This window comes from Amycolatopsis alkalitolerans (genome assembly GCF_006152065.1).
In the GTDB taxonomy this organism is placed as follows: Bacteria; Actinomycetota; Actinomycetes; order Mycobacteriales; family Pseudonocardiaceae; genus Amycolatopsis_E; species Amycolatopsis_E alkalitolerans.
Genome location: NZ_VDFW01000023.1, coordinates 52247 through 70997, shown reverse-complemented (window position 1 = coordinate 70997; position 18751 = coordinate 52247). Strand labels below are relative to the sequence as shown.

The 18751-nt window shown below is 69.6% G+C and carries 20 protein-coding genes; 8 read left to right on the top strand and 12 right to left on the bottom strand.

Features of this window, described 5'->3' with window-relative positions:
* Positions 1 to 9 precede the first annotated feature (9 nt).
* Positions 10 to 573 carry a helix-turn-helix domain-containing protein gene (locus FG385_RS23720; RefSeq protein ID WP_139098982.1) on the top strand — a complete coding sequence of 188 codons (564 nt, stop codon included), beginning with the start codon at positions 10 to 12 and terminating at the stop codon, positions 571 to 573.
* Positions 574 to 644: 71 nt separating this feature from the next.
* Here the strand turns inward: FG385_RS23720 and FG385_RS23715 are convergent, their stop codons facing one another.
* A complete protein-coding gene (locus tag FG385_RS23715; protein ID WP_139099023.1) occupies positions 645 to 1193 on the bottom strand; it encodes an NADPH-dependent FMN reductase in 549 nt (182 codons plus the stop codon).
* 127 nt (positions 1194 to 1320) lie between these two features.
* On the opposite strand from FG385_RS23715, the gene FG385_RS23710 reads away from it, so the two are divergent.
* Positions 1321 to 2367, top strand: coding sequence for an alpha/beta hydrolase (locus FG385_RS23710; protein ID WP_139098981.1), 1047 nt, complete (start codon positions 1321 to 1323; stop codon positions 2365 to 2367).
* A gap of 69 nt (positions 2368 to 2436) precedes the next feature.
* Here the strand turns inward: FG385_RS23710 and FG385_RS23705 are convergent, their stop codons facing one another.
* The 3 genes from FG385_RS23705 to FG385_RS23690 form a co-directional block, all read right to left on the bottom strand.
* Entirely contained in the window at positions 2437 to 2967 is a 531-nt protein-coding gene (locus tag FG385_RS23705) for a hypothetical protein (protein WP_139098980.1), read from the bottom strand.
* A gap of 517 nt (positions 2968 to 3484) precedes the next feature.
* Positions 3485 to 4078 (bottom strand): acyl-CoA-like ligand-binding transcription factor, encoded by a 594-nt coding sequence (locus FG385_RS23695; protein ID WP_139098979.1) that lies wholly within the window; start codon positions 4076 to 4078, stop codon positions 3485 to 3487.
* Positions 4059 to 5546 carry a DHA2 family efflux MFS transporter permease subunit gene (locus FG385_RS23690; protein ID WP_139098978.1) on the bottom strand — a complete coding sequence of 496 codons (1488 nt, stop codon included), beginning with the start codon at positions 5544 to 5546 and terminating at the stop codon, positions 4059 to 4061. Before FG385_RS23690 ends, FG385_RS23695 begins: the two co-directional genes overlap by 20 nt.
* A gap of 147 nt (positions 5547 to 5693) precedes the next feature.
* On the opposite strand from FG385_RS23690, the gene FG385_RS23685 reads away from it, so the two are divergent.
* Positions 5694 to 6239 carry an AAA family ATPase gene (locus FG385_RS23685; protein WP_235022757.1) on the top strand — a complete coding sequence of 182 codons (546 nt, stop codon included), beginning with the start codon at positions 5694 to 5696 and terminating at the stop codon, positions 6237 to 6239.
* On the opposite strand, the gene FG385_RS23680 is transcribed toward FG385_RS23685, so the two are convergent.
* From FG385_RS23680 to FG385_RS23665, 4 genes are all read right to left on the bottom strand, one after another.
* Positions 6236 to 6589, bottom strand: a complete 354-nt coding sequence (locus FG385_RS23680) for a hypothetical protein (protein ID WP_139098976.1) — start codon at positions 6587 to 6589, stop codon at positions 6236 to 6238. The two genes, FG385_RS23685 and FG385_RS23680, sit on opposite strands and share 4 nt — an antisense overlap.
* Before the next feature lie 28 nt (positions 6590 to 6617).
* Positions 6618 to 8963, bottom strand: coding sequence for an SdrD B-like domain-containing protein (locus tag FG385_RS23675; protein WP_235022756.1), 2346 nt, complete (start codon positions 8961 to 8963; stop codon positions 6618 to 6620).
* A 98-nt stretch (positions 8964 to 9061) separates the two neighbouring features.
* Positions 9062 to 10099 carry an aspartate-semialdehyde dehydrogenase gene (locus FG385_RS23670; RefSeq protein ID WP_139099021.1) on the bottom strand — a complete coding sequence of 346 codons (1038 nt, stop codon included), beginning with the start codon at positions 10097 to 10099 and terminating at the stop codon, positions 9062 to 9064.
* The gene (locus tag FG385_RS23665; protein WP_139098975.1) at positions 10099 to 11361 is read right to left on the bottom strand and encodes an aspartate kinase; all 1263 of its coding nucleotides are present in this window, start codon (positions 11359 to 11361) and stop codon (positions 10099 to 10101) included. Before FG385_RS23665 ends, FG385_RS23670 begins: the two co-directional genes overlap by 1 nt.
* Positions 11362 to 11590: 229 nt before the next feature.
* On the opposite strand from FG385_RS23665, the gene FG385_RS23660 reads away from it, so the two are divergent.
* Both FG385_RS23660 and FG385_RS23655 read left to right on the top strand, forming a co-directional pair.
* Positions 11591 to 11794 (top strand): hypothetical protein, encoded by a 204-nt coding sequence (locus FG385_RS23660; protein ID WP_139098974.1) that lies wholly within the window; start codon positions 11591 to 11593, stop codon positions 11792 to 11794.
* 23 nt (positions 11795 to 11817) lie between these two features.
* Entirely contained in the window at positions 11818 to 12408 is a 591-nt protein-coding gene (locus FG385_RS23655) for a nitroreductase family protein (protein WP_139098973.1), read from the top strand.
* On the opposite strand, the gene FG385_RS23650 is transcribed toward FG385_RS23655, so the two are convergent.
* Positions 12393 to 12884 (bottom strand): NAD(P)H-dependent oxidoreductase, encoded by a 492-nt coding sequence (locus FG385_RS23650; protein ID WP_160148873.1) that lies wholly within the window; start codon positions 12882 to 12884, stop codon positions 12393 to 12395. The genes FG385_RS23655 and FG385_RS23650 overlap by 16 nt on opposite strands.
* Before the next feature lie 67 nt (positions 12885 to 12951).
* Here FG385_RS23650 and FG385_RS23645 point away from each other — a divergent pair, with 67 nt between their 5' ends.
* The gene (locus tag FG385_RS23645; protein ID WP_200834624.1) at positions 12952 to 13770 is read left to right on the top strand and encodes a sigma-70 family RNA polymerase sigma factor; all 819 of its coding nucleotides are present in this window, start codon (positions 12952 to 12954) and stop codon (positions 13768 to 13770) included.
* Here the strand turns inward: FG385_RS23645 and FG385_RS23640 are convergent.
* Positions 13767 to 14153 (bottom strand): hypothetical protein, encoded by a 387-nt coding sequence (locus FG385_RS23640; protein WP_139098970.1) that lies wholly within the window; start codon positions 14151 to 14153, stop codon positions 13767 to 13769. The genes FG385_RS23645 and FG385_RS23640 overlap by 4 nt on opposite strands.
* A gap of 223 nt (positions 14154 to 14376) precedes the next feature.
* Here FG385_RS23640 and leuA point away from each other — a divergent pair, with 223 nt between their 5' ends.
* A complete protein-coding gene (leuA, locus tag FG385_RS23635; RefSeq protein WP_139098969.1) occupies positions 14377 to 16155 on the top strand; it encodes a 2-isopropylmalate synthase in 1779 nt (592 codons plus the stop codon).
* Between the two features lie 53 nt (positions 16156 to 16208).
* On the opposite strand, the gene FG385_RS23630 is transcribed toward leuA, so the two are convergent.
* Entirely contained in the window at positions 16209 to 17108 is a 900-nt protein-coding gene (locus FG385_RS23630; protein ID WP_139098968.1) for a LysR family transcriptional regulator, read from the bottom strand.
* 77 nt (positions 17109 to 17185) lie between these two features.
* Here FG385_RS23630 and FG385_RS23625 point away from each other — a divergent pair, with 77 nt between their 5' ends.
* On the top strand, positions 17186 to 18100 hold the full coding sequence (locus FG385_RS23625) for an EamA family transporter (RefSeq protein ID WP_139098967.1): 915 nt from the start codon (positions 17186 to 17188) through the stop codon (positions 18098 to 18100).
* On the opposite strand, the gene FG385_RS23620 is transcribed toward FG385_RS23625, so the two are convergent.
* Entirely contained in the window at positions 18049 to 18702 is a 654-nt protein-coding gene (locus FG385_RS23620) for a DedA family protein (RefSeq protein ID WP_139098966.1), read from the bottom strand. The two genes, FG385_RS23625 and FG385_RS23620, sit on opposite strands and share 52 nt — an antisense overlap.
* Positions 18703 to 18751 lie beyond the last annotated feature (49 nt).

The window sequence follows — 18751 nt, the reverse complement described above, 5'->3', positions numbered from 1 at the left end:
ACGTGTGAAATGACGGAACCACTGCTCGGACGCGTCATCCGGGCGCGCCGCAAGGAGCTGGGCCGGACGCTGGCCGAACTCGCCGAGCTGAGTGGCCTGTCCGCGCCGTTCCTGAGCCAGATCGAGAACGACCGCGCCAAGCCGAGCATGAGCTCCTTACAGCGGGTCGCGGACGCGCTGGACACGACGGCGGTGCGGCTGCTCGCGCGAGCCGAAGAGGCCGGGCACGTAGATGTCGTGCGCGCGAACGAAAGGGCCACGCTGGCACCGTCCGAAAAGGACACCAGCGGCGCCGTCCGGCCGCTCGTCCGCGGCCGCCGCCAGCTGCACGCGCTGGAGTTCACGGGCGGGCCGCACGGCGACCGCGAGTTCGTGCACCGCAACGACGAACTGCTCTACGTCGTGCGGGGCTCGGTCCGCGCCGTGGCGGCCGGTGCCGAGCACAAGCTCGCCGAGGGCGACGCGCTCTACTGCACCGGCGGCGTCCGGCACAGCTGGCAACCGCTGACCGAGGACACGAAGGTCCTGCTGGTCGCGGTCACCGAAGACGCCCGCGTCACCCTCGGCGACTGACCATCAGGCCTGCTGGGCCTCCGGTGACCTCGGAGAGTCCCGGGATGCCCGGTGGAGGCGGCCGCAACCGTTCAGGCGCGGCGGTTGAGGGCGAACTCGGCCACATGCCGCCCGATCAGACGGAGCGTGTTGACGGCCTTCTCGTCCGAAGCGCCGCCGGCCTCGTCGAACTTGACCTCCGCGGTGTTGATCGATCCGCCGAGCGGCGTCGGCCAGCCGCGCAGGGCGTGGGCGATGGTGCGCATCTGGTCGAGCGTGGTGACCGCGGCCTGCCAGCCGTAGGCCACCGCGACCAGCCCGACTCCGCGCCCGTCGAGGTACGGGCGGACGTCGGGCCGCAGATCCTCGAGGTAGTCGAGGGCGTTCTTGATGAGGCCCGACAGCGCTCCGTGATACCCGGGCGAAACGATGATCAGCCCGTCCGCGCTCCGGATGGCCTCGACGAACCGTTCGGCCTCGGGAGTGCGGTCGGGGATGGCGATGTCGTAGAACGGCAACACGAGCTCACTGCCGGTGATCGCCCTCGTCCGCGCGCCGGCCTCTTCCGCACCCGCGAGCGCGATCCGCAGGGCACGTTCGGACTGGGAGCCTTCGCGCAGGGAACCGCCGATGCCGACCACGTTGATCGCCGAGGAGGAAGTCACCATTCGAGGCTAACCCCTCCACTTAACTGGAGGACCAGGATTCGGGCCGGAGGTTCCGGTCACATCTGGCCTTCTTGGCTACTCGCCGGTAACATCACCGATCATGGCGAAAACTCTCCGGACCCGCATCGAAGCAGCCGGGGCACAGCTGATCTTCGCGCTCCCGCGCCCGCTGCGCCGCCTCGTCGCGGGCAAACCCATCCGCCTCGACGGGCAGGAACTCGCGCTCGACGCCCAGCTCCTCCTGCGGCTCCAGCAGCTGTCCGGCGTGTCGATGGCGAAGGAATCCCCTCAGCTCGCGCGAGCGACGCTCGCCCAGTCCAGCCATCTGGTCAGCGGCAGGCCGATCGGCCCGGTCGCCACGCGCGAGCTGACCATCCCCGACGAAAACGGCGGGATCCCGGCGACCCTGTATACGCCGGGCGGCCTGCCCGAGAACTCGGGCCTGCTCGTCTTCTACCACGGTGGCGGCTGGGTGATCGGCACCCGCGCGAGCCACGACAACGCGGCTCGATTCTTCGCGAAGTACGCGGGCGTCCGGGTGCTGTCGATCGAGTACCGGCTCGCGCCCGAGCACCCGTTCCCGGCGGCGGTGGACGACGCGGTGGCGGCGTTCGAGTACGCCTACGCCAAGGCGATGGATCTCGGTGCCGATCCCGAACGCATCGCCGTCGGAGGGGACAGCGCGGGCGGGAACCTGGCCGCCGTCGTCTCGCAGGTGACCACCCGCCGGGGCGGACCGGCGCCGGCGTTCCAGCTCCTGCTCTACCCCGGCGTCGACGGTTCGCAGCGCCGCCGGTCGAGGGACCTGTTCGGCAGCGGCTTCTTCCTGACCGAAACGGATATGACGTGGTTCCTCGACCACTACGCGCCGGACGGGGTCGACCGCACCGACACTCGCCTCTCCCCGTTGCTGGCCGAGGATTGCTCCGGCCTGCCGCCCGCGTACATCGCGACGAGCGGGTTCGATCCGCTCCGTGACGAAGGCGAGGCCTACGGCGAGAAACTGCACGCCGCCGGGGTGCCGGTCGCGGCGAGCCGGCAGTCCGACCTCATTCACGGGTACATCAATTTCCTCGGTGTCGGCCACCGGTTCCGGGAAGCGGCCGCGGAAGCCGCGGGTGCGCTCCGGCTGGGCCTCGCCAAGTGACCCGGAAATAAGCCGGGGCCCGGCGTGCCAGCACGCCGGGCCCCAGGCCCCCCTATTCGTTACTGCTTTTTACGCGCCCGGCACCGGCGGCGTGGGCAACGACGGCACGCCTGGCACCGGCAGCGCCGGCACCCCGCCACCGAGCAGGCCACCGAGCAGGCCGGTGACCAGCGACAGCAGGCTCTTGAGCAGGTTGCTGACGATGTTCAGCGGCGGCGGCAGGTCGGGCAGGTTCGGCACCGACGGCAACTGGCGCGCGGTCTGGGCCTGTGACGGGTCCGCGAGGACACGGCTGGTCTCCGTCGAGACGCTGTGCGCGTCGGCCGCCTGACGCTGCGTGTCGGCCTGGATCGAGTATTTCTGGCCTGCGGCGAGGTCGCCGAGGACCGGGCTGAGCTGGCCGAGCGAGCGCTCGGTGCCGGCCACGTCGGCGCCGTAGGCCGACCGGGTCAGCTGATCGCGAAGTTGGAGGACCTGCTGGCCGACCGCCTCCGTGCTGGACGTGCCCTTGCCCTCGGCCGACGCGACGCCGGCTCCGGTCATCGCCAGCACGCTTCCGGCCACCGCGACCGCGATGATCCGGGCGAACTTGCCTTTCATTCCCTAACCTCCTGGCCTCTGGGACCTAACAGGCATTAATGGGTACCTCCGGTGTCGATCACTCACCAGTCGACCACTCGATGGGGGGCGATCGTCACCCTTACGTGCCGGATTCGAATAACGGGAAATCCCACCTGAATGATGAACGGGGGTCGCTCACCCTTCGCCCGATGATCATGAAACCCGAGAGTCGAGATCGCGGTACGTGTTCCGTTCACTCGATCAAACCTTTTGCTCACCCGATTCGATGTATTCGGTGATCTGTCCCCTTCATCACTCCGCAGTGATGGCAAATGAGAAACCCCTTCAGGGCTAATCCTTTTCACGTTTGGCCGCACCGCCGCCCGGGACTCCGGCTACTCGAAAGCGTCAGCGACCTGCGGCACACCGGACGCGCAATCGGGACACCATCCCCAGAACACGACCTCCGCCCGATCGACGGCGAACCCACCGGCCCTGCCGGGTTCGGCGCAGGGCGCCGCGCTTTCTGGAATGAGTCAAGAAAGAACCGGGAAGATCACTCCGGCAGGCCGCCTTCCAGGCAGGCGAGGCGCTCGTCCAGTTCGACCATCCACCGGTCCGGATCCTCAGGCGACGCGAAGTATGCCGACATCACCACGCCGATGATCACGCCGGTCCACGTCCGCACGGCGATGTCGTCCGGGTCCCGGCCAAGGCGCCGCGCGACCCCGTCGTTGAACATCGCGATGCCTTCGCTCAGCTGGTCCACGAGCCGCACGCGCAGTTCCGGCACCGAGAAGATGAGCCGCTGCCGCGCCCGCTCCAATTCGGACTCCTCCGCCGGCAGGCTGTCGAGCACCTGCTTGAACGACGCGCGCACGGCGGCGGCCGGGGAGAGCCCGGCGGGCTGGGCCACGAAGGCCTCGATCATCACCGGGTCCAGCCGGTCGTACCGGACGGTGTCCTCTTTCGTCGGGAAATATCGGAAGAAGGTGCTCTGGGAGACGTCGGCGGCCGCCGCGATCTGCTCGATCGTGGTCTCGGCGTAACCCTGCTCGATGAACAGGCGCAGGGCGTGATCCTGGATGGCGGCCCTGGTCCTGGCCTTCTTGCGCTCCCGGAGCCCGGGTTCACCCGGCGACGAACTCATGCCCCGATTCTGCCTCGACATCCTCGGCGGCTCGCGGCAGGAACGCGACGGTGAGCGCCGCCCCGAGCACGCTGAACGCCATGCAGACCCAGAGCGTTCCGCTCATACCGTGTACGAAGGCGCGCTGCGCCGCCTCCGCCAGCCCCGGCACGCGCACCCCGGCCGCGGCGCTTTCCCTTGCCGCGTCCGGGGTTCCGGCAGGCAGGGCGCCGCGGTAACCGGCATTGAGGACGGTGCCGAGGATCGCGACGCCGAGCGTGCCGCCGACCTGGCGCAGCGCCTGGAGCAGCCCGGAACCCACCCCGCTGCGGGCCGGGCTCAGCGCGCCCAGCGCGATGTCCATCGCCGGGGGCAGCGAGAAGCCGAGCCCCAGCCCGACCAGTGAGACCCACACCGCGACGAACCCGTACCCGGTCCCGACGCCGGTACCGGCCCCGACGCCGAGTCCGACGGCGAGCAGCACGAACCCGAACCCGACCACGACCTTCGCCCCGAGCCGCGGGCGGATCCGGTCCGCGATCTGCACCCCGGCGAGCAACCCGCCGACCACCGGCAGCAGGCGCAGCCCGGTGCCGAGCGCGTCGGTCCCGAACACCGCCTGGAAGTACTGCGGCAGCACGAACATCGCGCCCATCAGCGCGAAGGACGCCAGGGTCGCGAGCACCGCACCCCAGCGGAAACCGTTGGAGGCGAACAACTTTGGGTCCACGAGCGGGTCACGGGCCCGGCCGAGCCTGCCGGCGAACGCGGCCAGCAGCACCACACCGGCGAAGATCGGGACCAGCGACCGCCCCGAACCCCAGCCGCGGTCGCCCGCCTCGACGAGACCGTAGGTGAGTGCCACGAGCCCAAGGCTGGACAGCACGATGCCCGGGAAGTCGATGCGCTGCCGCGGGTTTCCCGGGATGTCGGGCAGCAGCCGCGCCAGCAGTGCCATGCCCACGACGATGAACGGCACGTTGACCAGGAAGGCCGAGCCCCACCAGAAGTTGTCCAGCAGCCAGCCGCCGACGACCGGTCCCAGGGGGATGCCGAGCGCCATCGCCGCCGCCCAGACCGCGATCGCGCGGGCGCGGTCCTTGCCCGGGAACAGCACCGACAGCACGGACACCGACATCGGCACCAGGAACGCGCCGCCGACCCCCAGCAGCGCGCGGGACGCGATGAGGAGCGCGGCGGAGCCCGAGTACGCGCAGGCGACCGAGGCGAGGCCGAACAGTGCCAGCGCGCCGAGCAGCAGCCGCTTCGGGCCGAACCGGTCGCCGAGCAGGCCGGCCGGGAGCAGGCCCGCGGCGAGGACCAGGGTGTAGGCGTTCGAGAACCATTGCAGCTGGCTGGTGGACGCATGCAGGTCAACCGCGAGCGTCGGCAGCGCGACCGACAGGACCGTGACGTCGAGCCCGAAGGCCAGCAGCGCCACCGCGAGCGCGCCGAGCGCCCACCACCGGCGCGGGTCGGAAGCGTTCATCTCCGCCTACTTTCGAGAGTAACTTTCTTTTGAAAGCTACTCTCACTTTTTCCCGCACGCCAGACCTGGCGACCTGCGCATGTCTGATTCGCGTGATATGCACGGAACGCGACCAGGCAGATCATCCGTTGTCCGGACATGCTGTGGATGGCTGTCGAGCCCCGGTCCCTGGTCGTGATCGCCGGCCTGCCGGGCTCGGGCAAGAGCACCCTGCTACGGCGGACCGAGTCCGACGCGCCGGTCACCGTGCTGGACTCCGACGACTTGCGCGACCGGGTGTCGGCCTGCGTTCCGGCGGGCACACCGTACGCGCGGTACCGGCCCGTGGTGCACGTGCTGCACCGGTTGCGGGTGACGGCCAGCGCCTTTTCGAGGGCGGGTCCGGTCGTGGTGCACGACCCGGCGACCGGGGCCGCGACGCGTACCTGGCTGATGTTGCTCGGCCGGTTTTCCGGGCGGCGCAGGCATTTCGTCTGGGTGGAGTGCAGTCCGGCGGAAGCCGTCATCGGGCAGCGAGCCCGCGGCAGGGTACTGCGGTGCGAGTCGTTTCAGCGGCACGTCCGGAGGCTGCCGCGCCTGCGCGCCGCCCTCCGTTCGGGCCCGCGCGGCTGGACGACCACTCGGGTCCTCGACCGCGACGAGGCTGGTCGGGGCCTGCGGCTCGTGGTGGGTGAGGCCGGGCGGAGCGCCTAGAGGCAGGCGGCCTTCAACTTCCCGACATTGTCGGCGTTCCGCTGCACCCAGTCGTTCAGGTTGCTCAGGCCGCCGGCCTTCCGCTGCTCGAGCGACACGTAGGAGTCGGCGATCGTGAGCAGGTTCTGCTTGAGATCGGAGTCCGAGACCTTGTTCGCCAGTTCGCGCAGCCGGTTGGCCTTGTCCGTCGCCTGCGCGGCCAGTTGCGCGGGGTCGAGGTTCGGGTTCAGGTTGGCCAGGCCCAGCGCCTCCCCGCACGCGCTCGCCTTGTCCGATGCCGAACCGACCTGATCGCAGGCGGTCAGCGAGAGCGCGACCACGGCTGCGGCGAGCACATGCACGATCTTCATGCGGTCAAGCTACCGGGTTGCCGGCCGGCTACTGGTCGACGGTCTTCCACCAGCGGAAGGTGAACGCCACACCGGCCACCACGATCACGGCCGTGAAGACGGCCCAGCCGACGGGGAAGCCCCCGCCGCCACCGGTGGTGGACCTCTCCGCGGCGGGCGCGACCGCCGTGGACGGCGGGACCAGGCCGATCTTCACCGTCAGGTCCTCGCGCGGTTTCGGCCCGACCTGCAGCGGAGCCGTGCACCCGTTGTCCGTACCCGGTACGCGGAAATTCGCGAACTCCGGCGGCAGGTGCGCGAGATCGACGCACACCTGGTACGAACCGTCCGGCAGATCGTCGAGCAGGTAACCGCCGTCCTGGCCGGTCCGCGTGGTGGCGACGACGTGGCCGGCGGCGTCCTTCATCGTGACCGTGAGGCCGGCCGCGCCGGGCTCGCCCGGGTCCGGCGCGCCGTTGCCGTTGCGGTCGAACCAGACGAGGTCGCCCACCCGGTTGCGCGCCGCGACCACACCGGCGTCCAAGTCGGACTCGTCGCGATGCCCGACGCCGACCGTCACCGTCTGCGTGCACGAGGTGCCGAGACCGACATCGGAATCCTTCGTCACGTCACCGGCATGCGGCTTGGACCACTGGCCACCGGCGTAGGCGGCCGGGAACCGCTGCGGGTCGAAACAGACCTGGTACGCGCCGTCGGGCACACCCTCGAACGAATACACCCCGTCCGGCCCGGTCGTCGTGGTCGCCACGTCACCGCCGCCGGCCTTGGCCAGCCTGACCGGCACCCCCGCGATACCGCCCTCCACCGGATCCTGCAAACCGTTGCGGTTGCTGTCGAACCACGTCCGGCCACCGATCTTGTTGGGCGGGGCGGCCAGCCCGGTGCTCAGCGACGTGTCCTCCCGCTTGCCGAGTCCGACGGTCACCGTGCGGGTACAGCCCGTCGCCGGGTTCGCGGCGGAGGCGTTGACGTACTTGGCCGGCGTGAAGTCGGCGACCGCGGGCGGCAGGTTCCCCAGGTCGAAACACACCTGGTACGAGCCGTTGGGCACGTCGTCGAAGGAGTAGGAACCGTCCGGACCGGTCGTGGTCAGCGCCAACTGGTTGCCGTCGTCGCCGCGCAGTTTCACCGGGACGCCCGCGATTCCCGGCTCGTTCGGATCCGGCACGCCGTCGGCGTTCAGATCCGACCAGACCCGCGCGGCGATGCGGTTCACCGGCGGCGCCAGACCGGCATCGAACGTGCCGTCCTGCGTGTGACCCGCCTTCAACTCGACCGGTGCCGTGCAGCCGGAGCCGGGGTCGGGCGCCGAATCCTGGCCGGGGTTGCCCGCCCGTGGCTTGGTCAGCTGGTAGTCGGCGTACTGCACGGGCAGCTTCGTCACGTCGAAACAGACCTTGTAGCTGCCGTCCGGCAGGTGGGAGAACGTGTACTGACCGTGCGGGCCGGTGGTTGTCGTGGCGACGGGCGAGCCGTCGGCATGCTGCAGCGCGACCGGCACCCCGGCCACCCCCGGCTCGCCGGGATCCTGCAACCCGTTGCGGTTGACATCCGCCCAGACCCGGTCACCGACCTCGTTGAGCCCGCCGACCACGCCGGCGTCCACCGTGTCGTCGACCCAGCCGGGCGGCCCGACGGTCACCCTGACCGTCCCCGTCGCCGGATCCACATTGGAGTCGGCGCCCGGCGAGACACCGGCGAACGGGGCCGTCCACTTGAGACCGTCGACCGGCGGCGCGCCCGGCAGGCCGGCGGTGTTCACCTGCGAATAGTCGAACTTGACCGTGTAGCAGGTGTTCGGCCGCAGACCGTCGCCAGGGCCGAACAGGTAGCGCCCGTTCGCGTCGGTCGTCTTGTCCGCGAGCGGCGGGCCGTTGCCGTCACAGGGCAGCAGCAGCACGTGGACGCCGGGCAGCGGTGGCTCGTCGCCGTCCTGCACGCCATCGCCGTCGGTGTCGAACCACGCGCGGTCGCCCAGTTGCACATCGCCGGAGCCGCCGCCGACCGCCATCGTGACGTTCGCCGCCTTGCCGCCGGAGACGTCGGCGAACTCGGTCAGCCCGGACAGGCCGGGCGCCTCCGGGGCCGGCTCCACACCGCTCATCGTCGGGGGAATCGACGCGTCGACCCGGTACCGGCCACCGGAAAGCGCGGTCGTCGGGATGACCACCGTGCCGTCCGGACCGGTGGTGCCGCTCGCGCTCGCCCCGGACGGATCGGTGGCGACGACGAGGATCCCGGGCACACCGGCGCCGTTCTGGTCCGGGCGTACGACATGCACGGTCAGCGGACCGTCGGTGGTGTCGGCCGTCGCGGGCATGGGCAGCACGCTCACCATGAGCAGCGCCACCACGGCGACGAACACGTGCCTCACCGACAGCTCCCCGACTCACCTGCTGAAAGACTGCGCCCACACTAAAAGCGGGGGTAGACGATCTTCGGGAGCATGCCGCTGCACGAAAGAGTGAAAAGCTACCCGCGGGCGATGATCTCCGCGATCTGCACAGTGTTCAACGCGGCTCCCTTGCGCAGATTGTCATTCGAAACGAACAAGGCGAGGCCGCGCCCGCCCGGTACGGTCGGGTCCGTCCTGATGCGACCGACGTAGCTCGGATCCTTCCCCGCCGCCTGCAACGGAGTCGGCACGTCGGACAGCTCCACGCCCGGCGCGTTCGCCAGCAACTCCTTCGCCCGTGCCGGCGAAAGCGGCTCACTGAACTCCGCGTTGATCGACAGTGAATGCCCGGAGAAGACCGGCACCCGCACGCAGGTGCCCGACACCGACAGGCCCGGGATGTCGAGGATCTTACGGCTCTCGTTGCGCAGCTTCTGCTCCTCGTCCGTCTCGAACGAGCCGTCGTCCACAATGGATCCGGCGAGCGGTAGCACGTTGAACGCGATGGGCGCGACGTACTTCGCGGGCGCCGGGAACGTGAGCGCCGAGCCGTCGTGCGTCAGCTCGGCCGCCCGTGACGCGACCGCGTTCGCCTGCGCCGCCAGTTCTTCGACGCCGGCCAGCCCGCTGCCCGAGACGGCCTGGTAGGTGCTGGCGATCAGGCGGACCAGGCCTGCCTCGTCGTGCAGCGGCTTGAGCACCGGCATCGCGGCCATGGTGGTGCAGTTCGGGTTGGCGATGATGCCCTTGCGCGCGTCCTTGACCGCCTGCGGGTTGACCTCGCTGACCACCAGCGGCACGTCGGGATCCAGCCGCCAGGCGGAGGAGTTGTCGATGACCGTCACCCCGGCCTCGGCGAACCGCGGCGACTGCGCCCGGGAAGTCGCGCCACCGGCCGAGAGCAGCGCGATGTCCAAACCGGACGGATCTGCCGTCGCGGCGTCCTCGACTTCGATTTCGGTGTCCTGCCAGGGAAGCTTCGTGCCCGCCGAGCGCGACGAGGCGAAGAAGCGGATCTGCGCTATCGGGAAGTTCCGCTCCGCCAGCAGCTTCCGCATCACGCCACCGACCTGACCGGTGGCGCCGACCACGCCTACTCGCAAACCGCCCGCCATCACCGGCCACTCCCCGCGTAGACGACGGCTTCTTCGTCGCCGCCGAGTTCGAATGCGTCATGGATCGCGCGCACGGCGTCGTCCAGCAGCGCGTCGCGGATCAGCACCGAGATCCGGATCTCCGAGGTGTTGATGATCTCGATGTTCACGCCGACCTTCGCCAGCGCCTCGCAGAACGTCGCCGTGACGCCCGGATGCGAGCGCATGCCCGCGCCGACCAATGAGACCTTGCCGACCTGGTCGTCGTAGAGCACCGAGTCGAACTCGAGTTCCGCCTTGAGCTTTTCCAGCTCACCGACCGCCTTGGGCCCGTTGGCCTTCGACAGCGTGAACGTGATGTCGGTGCGGCCGGCGGTGTTGGACACGTTCTGCAGCACCATGTCGATGTCGATCTCGGCGCTCGCGATGACCCGGAAGATCCGCGCCGCGGCACCCGCGTGGTCGGGCACCCCGGTCACCGTGATCTTGGCCTCCGAACGGTCGTGCGCCACTCCGGTGATCAACGCCTGTTCCACGGGGATCTCCTCAATCGAGCCGGCCACCGTCGTACCCGGTTTGTCACTGTAGGAAGAACGGACGCGGATCGGTACGCCATACCGGCGGGCGTACTCGACCGACCGCAGGTGCAGGATCTTCGAACCGCTCGCGGCGAGTTCGAGCATCTCCTCGTACGGCACGGTGTCCAGCTTGCGCGCGTCCGGCACGATCCGGGGGTCGGCGGTATAGACACCGTCCACATCGGAGTAGATCTCGCAGGCGGCGGCGTTCAGCGCGGCGGCGAGAGCCACCGCGGTGGTGTCGGATCCGCCGCGGCCCAGCGTCGTGATGTCCTTCGTGTCCTGTGCCACTCCCTGGAACCCGGCGACCAGCGCGACGTAGCCCTGCTCGAGGGCTTCGGTGACGCGGCTCGGCGTGACGTCGATGATCCGCGCGTTGCCGTGCACGGCCGTCGTGACGACCCCGGCCTGCGAACCGGTGAACGACCACGCCTCCGCGCCGAGCGCGGAGATCGCCATGGCCACCAGCGCGTTCGAGATGCGCTCGCCCGCGGTGAGCAGCATGTCCATCTCGCGCTCCGGCGGCACCGGATTGACCCGCTGGGCAAGATCGAGCAATTCGTCCGTGGTGTCGCCCATCGCCGAGCACACGACGACCACGTCGTTGCCCGCCTTCTTGGTGGCCACGATCCGCTCGGCCACGCGCTTGATCCGATCAGCGCTCTCCAACGACGAACCGCCGTACTTCTGGACTACGAGCGCCACTGTTACCGGACCTCCTAAGTGCGCTTTTTGTGAAGCCTACCGGTGCTCGCGCTCCCGGCCACCCGGTTGTGTGGCCCCGGCCACTCTGGTCACGGTCGGTAGTCAAATACGGGAGAAGGTTTCCCGTGCACCGACACCTGAACGGGCGGTTTTCCCGCGACGGGTTACCGCGGCAATCACGCATTCGGTGTGATTGTGCTCGCCATACAATCGTTACCGGGGAGGGTGTATGGATGTCGCGACCCGCCGGGTGTTCCGGCGCGTGGTGTGCCCGGTGTGCGGAGAGCGCCGGACCGAGATGCGCGTGTTCGGTACCGACCGTGACGACGAGTCGGGTCTGCCGAAGACGCGCCGGCGCATCCGGCGTGAGCTGCGCGAGCAGGCGGACGCCTGGCACCCCGAACCCGTCTGCGACCGGTGCGCGCGCCGGTGAGCGGTGTGGAAGCATCAGCGGCCATGCGGAAACCAGCGGACAGCAGCGCGCCACTCGCGGACCTGATCGCGCAGCGGTGGAGTCCGCGTGCGCTCGACGACACCGCGGAGATCACCTGGGACCAGCTCCGCGCACTGCTGGAAGCCGCGCGATGGGCACCGTCGTTCGGCAACACCCAGCCGGCGCGGTACCTCGTCGGCCGCCGCGGGGACGACACGTTCGACCGCATTCTCGGCACGCTCACGCCGCGCAATCAGTCCTGGGCGCACCGGGCAGGCGCGCTGCTGGTCGCGATCATGGTGACGCGCAACGAAAAGGGCGAGATCCCGTACGCCGAGTACGGGCTCGGTCTCGCCGGGCAGAACCTGGTGCTGCAGGCCGTCGCCGACGGGCTGGTCGCGCACCAGATGGCGGGTTTCGACGCGGACGCCGTGCGGCGTGAGTTCGCGGTACCGGAGGAAGCGACGCCGCGGGTGGCGATCGCCGTCGGCACGCAGGGCACGCCCGAGGTGCTCGGGGAGGAGCGCGCCGTCGAGCGCGAACGCATGCCCCGGCGCCGCCTCCCGCTCGGCGAGTTCGCCTACACCGGCACGTGGGGTCAGGCCGCGTTCTGAACGGTGCCCTCGACGACCTCGAGTGTGACGTCGGCGCCGAACAGATCCTCGAAGATCCGCCGCAGGTAAGGAATGGCGTGATTCCAGCCTTCGACCGGGCTGCCCGGCCCGTAGCGCCAGCCGCTGACCACCACAAGCGTCACCGGTACGCTCGCCAGCGCCGTGCCCCACGTGCTTCGGGGGTTGAACCGCGGGTCGACGATCAGCAGGTTGAGCCACGACTTCAGCGCGGCGGAGATACCGAAGTCGTAGACCGGCGCGCCGATGACGATCGCGTCGGCGGCCGCGACCTCGTCGGCGAGTTCCCGCACGAGCGGGCCGGGTTCGCCCAGCGCCGCCCGCCGCCAGGCTTCGTTCAACTCGTGCATCGCCGTGAGATCGCGATGCACGGCGTCGTCGCCCGCGAACTTCGCGGTCAGCTCGCGGCTGACCGACCCCTCGTAGCGAATACTCGAGTCCACCCGCAACACGCTCATCTCATGTCCCTTCATCCGGGTCCGATCCGTCAACCCCATGACGGACAGGAAAGCGCGGAGGGGACACATGGCTGACGAGTTCGAGGCGCACCGCAAGCGGCTGCGCGGGGTCGCGTACCGGATGCTCGGTTCGCTGTCCGAAGCGGACGACGCGGTGCAGGAGACCTGGCTGCGCTACCACCGCGCGGACACCGGCGAGGTCGGGAACCTCGGCGGCTGGCTGACCACCGTGGTCGCCCGGATCTGCCTGGACATGTTGCGCGCACGGGGTTCTCGGCGCGAAGAGCCGCTCGAAGACGTGCCCGCGTCCGGCGCCGATCCCGAGCACGAAGCGGTGCTCGCGGACGCGGTCGGCCGCGCCCTGCTGGTGGTGCTGGAGACGCTGGCGCCGGCCGAACGGATCGCGTTCGTGCTGCACGACGTGCTCGCCGTGCCCTTCGCCGAGATCGCGCCGGTCCTCGACCGGTCGCCGGAGGCGACGAAGAAGCTCGCCGGGCGGGCCCGGCGCAAGGTCCGCGGCGCGACGCCTTCCGCCGACCTGGCAAGGCATCGCCGCGTGATCTCCACGTTTCTCGAGGCCGTCCGCGACGGCGACGTGCCAGGACTGCTGTCGGTGCTCGCACCGGACGTCGTTCGCCGCCGCCCCCATCCCGCGGCGGAACTTCGAGGCGCGCGGAACGTGGCCGAGGAGGCGAAGCTGCTCTCGCGGGAGCGCGCGCGGTACGCTGAACCCGCACTGATCAACGGGCGGCCGGGCGCCGTCGTCGCCCCGCACGGGCGCGTCACGATCGCCCTGTTGTTCACCATCTCCGGCGACCAGATCACCGAGTACGAGGTGATCGCCGGCCGCAGCCGGATCCGCGAGCTCTCGATCAGCCTGCTCTAGGAGGCGCCGCCGATGCGGCGGATCAGGCGCGCCGCGATCGACGAGACGATCAGCCAGAACAGGGCCGCGATGCCGTAGTTGACCAGCACCCGCAGCTTCCCGTCGGACGGCTCGAACAGGTCCTTGAAGCCGATCGACAGGCTGTCCGCCCAGCCTCGGATCCACGACACGATGCCGTTGTCCGGGTTCGCGGAGCCGATCGTGAAGATCACATGCAGGACGAGGACGACCGCGATGACCAGACCGGCCCAGCGCACGAGGCCCGCGACGAGCCCGACGCTCGTGTCCTTGATGCGGCGCCAGTCCAAGTCGGGGCGACGCCTCTGGCGAGGCTCGTCGTCGTCGACGACGTCGCTGTCACTTCTCTCGGCGTGCTCGGCCATGCCGGAAGTGTGGCACGTCCGGCGATCGATTGCTACTCACCGGTAACGGATAGGTTTCGCACCCCATTTCCATCATCAACTCGACACGGCTAGAGTGGACTTCGTGGCGCGTGCTCTCCTGCTTCGCTGCCGCGACGGGGCCTGATCGGACCGGCCCCCCGTCGCGGGGCTTCGTGATGCCGCCGGTCGCCCGATCCGAATCCCGGCAGGAGAGAACCCCGGCATGACCACCTCCGAATCCGCCAGCACGAACCACATTCGCACGCCCTCCCGGCCGGCGCCGGTTGATCAGCCGGTGTGGAATCCGCAGCGGGGCTCGTCGATGCCGGTGCATCGGTACAAGCCCTGGTATCGGCTGGTCGAGGACATCGATGTACCCGATCGCACGTGGCCGGCCAGGCGGATCGATCGCGCGCCGTTGTGGTGTGCGGTGGATCTGCGTGACGGTAACCAGGCGTTGATCGACCCGATGTCGCCGGCTCGTAAGCGCAAGTTCTTCGAGTTGCTGGTGCGCATGGGTTACAAGGAGATCGAGGTCGGTTTCCCGGCCGCGTCCCAGACCGATTTCGATTTCGTGCGCGAGATCATCGACGAGGACGCGATCCCCGACGACGTGCGTATCCAGGTGCTGACCCAGTGCCGCCCGGAGCTGATCGAGCGCACGTTCGCCGCGCTGGAGGGGGCGCCGAGGGCGATCGTGCACATCTACAACTCGACCTCGATCCTGCAGCGGCGCGTGGTGTTCCGTGAGGAGCGCGAGGGCATCAAGAAGATCGCGTTGCAGGCGGCGGACCTGGTGGTGGAGTACGCCTCGAAGTACTCCGACACCGACTTCCGCTTCCAGTACTCGCCCGAGTCCTACACCGGCACCGAACTGTCGTATGCGGCGGAGGTGTGCAACGCGGTCACCGACATCTGGTCACCGACGCCGTCGCGGCCGGTGATCGTCAACCTGCCCTCGACCGTCGAGATGGCCACGCCGAACGTGTACGCCGACTCGATCGAATGGATGGGCCGCAACCTCGACCGCCGTGATTCGGTGATCCTGTCGCTGCACCCGCACAACGACCGCGGTACCGCGGTGGCCGCCGCGGAGCTGGGGTATCAGGCCGGCGCGGACCGGATCGAGGGATGCCTGTTCGGCAACGGCGAGCGCACCGGCAACGTCGACCTCGTCGCGCTGGGCATGAACCTGTTCAGCCAGGGCATCGACCCGCAGATCGACTTCTCCGACATCGACCAGATCAGGCGCACGGTCGAGTACTGCAACCAGCTGCCGGTGCACGAACGCAGCCCGTGGGGCGGGGACCTGGTGTTCACCGCGTTCTCCGGCAGCCACCAGGACGCGATCAACAAGGGCTTCGACGCGCTGGGCCGCGCCGCGGAGTCCGAGGGCGTGCCGGTCGAGGAGTACCCGTGGGAGGTGCCCTACCTGCCGATCGACCCGAAGGACGTCGGCCGCACCTACGAGGCCGTCATCCGGGTCAACTCCCAGTCCGGCAAGGGCGGGGTCGCCTACATCATGCGCACCGAGCACTCACTCGACCTGCCGCGCCGGCTGCAGATCGAGTTCTCCCAAGTCGTGCAGCGGCACACCGACTCCGAGGGCGGTGAGGTCGACCCGGCCACGATGTGGAACGCGTTCTCGGCCGAGTACCTGGAGTCGGAGGCACCGCTGAAGCTGGTCAGCCAGCACGTCACCTCAGGCGGCGACTACCGGCTGGCCGCGACCGTCCGCGTGGACGGCGAACAACAGGAGATCACCGGCAGCGGCAACGGCCCGATCGCCGCGTTCTTCGACGCCCTGTCCACCGTCGGCTACGACCTGCGGCTGCTGGACTACAGCGAACACACCCTCACCCCGGGCGACGACGCCAAAGCCGCCTCCTACATCGAATGCGCCGTCGGCGACAAGGTCTACTGGGGCGTCGGCATCGACCCCTCCATCGTCACCGCATCCCTACGCGCCGTCGTATCAGCCGTCAACCGCTCGCACCGCTGAGTGCCCGGCCCGGCCTCCGCCGCGGAGGCCGGGTCACTCGGGTGCCCGGCGCGTCAACCCACCTCCACCAGCGCGGCCGATTCCGCGTGCAGGGCTTCGAGCACCGCCATGACCGCGGGCCGGCCGGCGGTGCCGGTGCGCAGCACCGCTTCGACATGCCGTGCCGCGCGGAGGCCGGCGAGCGGGCGGCTGAGCATCGACGGCGACATCGTGTAGCGCGGCAGCAGCGCGATGCCGTGCCCGGCGGAGACCAGCGCCTCGATCACGCGGAAATCGTTGATGCGGTGGACGAGCCGCGGCCGGACCCCGGTGCGCACGGCCAGCGAGCGCAGCACGTCGTCCACCGGGAAGCCCACGTTCACGCCGATCCAGCGTTCGCCGGCGAGTTCGGTGAGCTCGACCCGATCCTGGCCCGCGAGCCGGTGCCCCGGCGGGAGCGCGACGTCCAGCGGTTCCCGCAGCAGGTGCACGACCTCCAACCGCTCGGTGGGGAACGGATCGGCCTGCTCGTCGCGGTGGGTCACCACGATGTCGAAATCGGCGATCAGCGAGGGCACCTCGGACGGGGTCATGTCCACGTCACGCACCTCGAGGTCCAGCGCGGGAAACCCGGCGAGCCGGTGCAGCAGGCCCGGCAGCAGCATGAGCGCCGCCGACGGGAAGATCGCCACGCGCACCCGGCCGCGCGGCTCGCTGCGGTACGTGTCCAACTCGGCTTCGGCCCGGTCCAGCGCCGCGAGCACTTCATCGGCACTGGCCACCAGCGCGCGCCCGGCATCGGTGAGCCGGAGCCCGCGGCCGGCGGGCTCGGTGAGCTGGAGTCCGACCTCCGCCTGCAGCGCGCGCAACTGCTGCGAAACCGCCGAGGGAGTGCAGTGCAGGGCCCGTGCGGCGGAAGTCACGCTGCCCCGGTCCGCGAACTCGCGCAGCACCCGTAACCTGCCGATTTCCACAACTATGAAGAATAGCTGAAGATTCCTTGAAAATAATCTCCATTGTCCTTCAAAGTTAGTCGCAGCAAGCTAGACCGGTGGGTGTTCGCGACCGGTTCCTTGCTGTCTTCGTAGCCGTGCTGTGGGGCTGCAACTTCCTCGCGATCCACTACCTGCTCGGACATTTCCCGCCGCTGTTCGCCGGCGCGCTCCGGTTTCTGGTGATCGCGATCCCCACGGTGCTGTTCATCCCGCGCCCCAAGGTGAAGGCGCGCTGGCTGATCGGGTTCGGCCTCGGTTTCGGCACCGGTCAGTTCGCCTTCCTGTTCATCGCGATGCGCATCGGTATGCCGACCGGGCTCGCGTCACTCGTACTGCAGGCGTCGGCGCCGTTCACCGTCGTGCTCGGCAGCGCCTTCCTGCGGGAGCGGCTTTCGGCGCGGCAGGTGACCGGCATCGTGCTCGCCGTCGGCGGGATGGCCGTGATCGCCTGGCACCAGGCCGAGCATGCCGCGCTGCTGCCGGTCGCGCTCACCCTGCTCGCCGCGCTGAGCTGGGGCATCGGCAATGTCTGCGCGCGGCAGGCCCGGCCCGAGAACGGGCTGCACTTCACGCTGTGGATGTCGGTCGTGCCGCCGATCCCGATGCTCCTGCTCTCGCTGATCTTCGAAGGCCCGGGCGCGCAGTGGCAATCCTTCGCCACGCTCGGCACCGCGAACGGCTGGACCGGCCTCGGTGGCCTGGCCTACGTCGTGCTCGCGGGCACTCTCGTCGGCGGGGGTATCTGGACGACGCTGATGCGCCGCAACCCCGCCGCAACCGTCGCGCCATTCTCCCTGCTGGTGCCGGTGGTCGGGATGACCGCTTCGTTCCTGTTGCTGGGCGAGCGACAGAGCCTGACCGAGATCCTGGCGGGCGTCGTGATCGTCGGCGGCGTCCTGCTGGGCTCGCTGCCCCGCCGTCAGCGTTCGGCGGCGGCCGTTTCGGACGAAGTCGCCGTCTCGTCCTCGTGATGGCGACGGCCCATGCGCTTCTTGAGCACCAGGCTGATGATCACGCCCGCCAGGATGGCGGCGCCCAGTGCGATGTAGGAGAACCGGGAGAGCCACTGCTCCGCGACGACCCCGAGCGAGTACACCAGCGCCGTGGTGCCGCCGGCCCACACGATCCCGCCCAGCGCGTTCGCCGCGAGGAACTTCCAGTAGTGCATATGCAATGAACCGGCGAGCGGACCACACAGGATCCGCAGGATCGCGACGAACCGGCCGAAGAACACCGCCCACACCCCACGCCGGGCGAAGATGCGTTCGGCGTTGCGGACGTGATCGGGCCCGAAATGCTTCGGGAACTTCCGGCCGGCCCAGTCGAACAGGCGCTGTCCGCCCTTGCGGCCGATCAGGTAACCCGTGCTGTCGCCGACGATCGCGCCGGCACTGCCGACGATCCCGATGAGCCAGGGACTGAGACCGGCGTGGCTGGCCGACAGCAGGGCGGCGCTGACGAGCACGATTTCACCGGGAAGAGGGATGCCGAGGCTCTCGAGGCCGATCACCACGCCGACCGCGATGTACACCAGAAGCGGCGGGATCATTTCCAGCCACTGGTCGATGTGCACTGTTCAGGCTCCCTCTGTGGCGTGTCGCTCGGATCGCCAGGGTACCCGC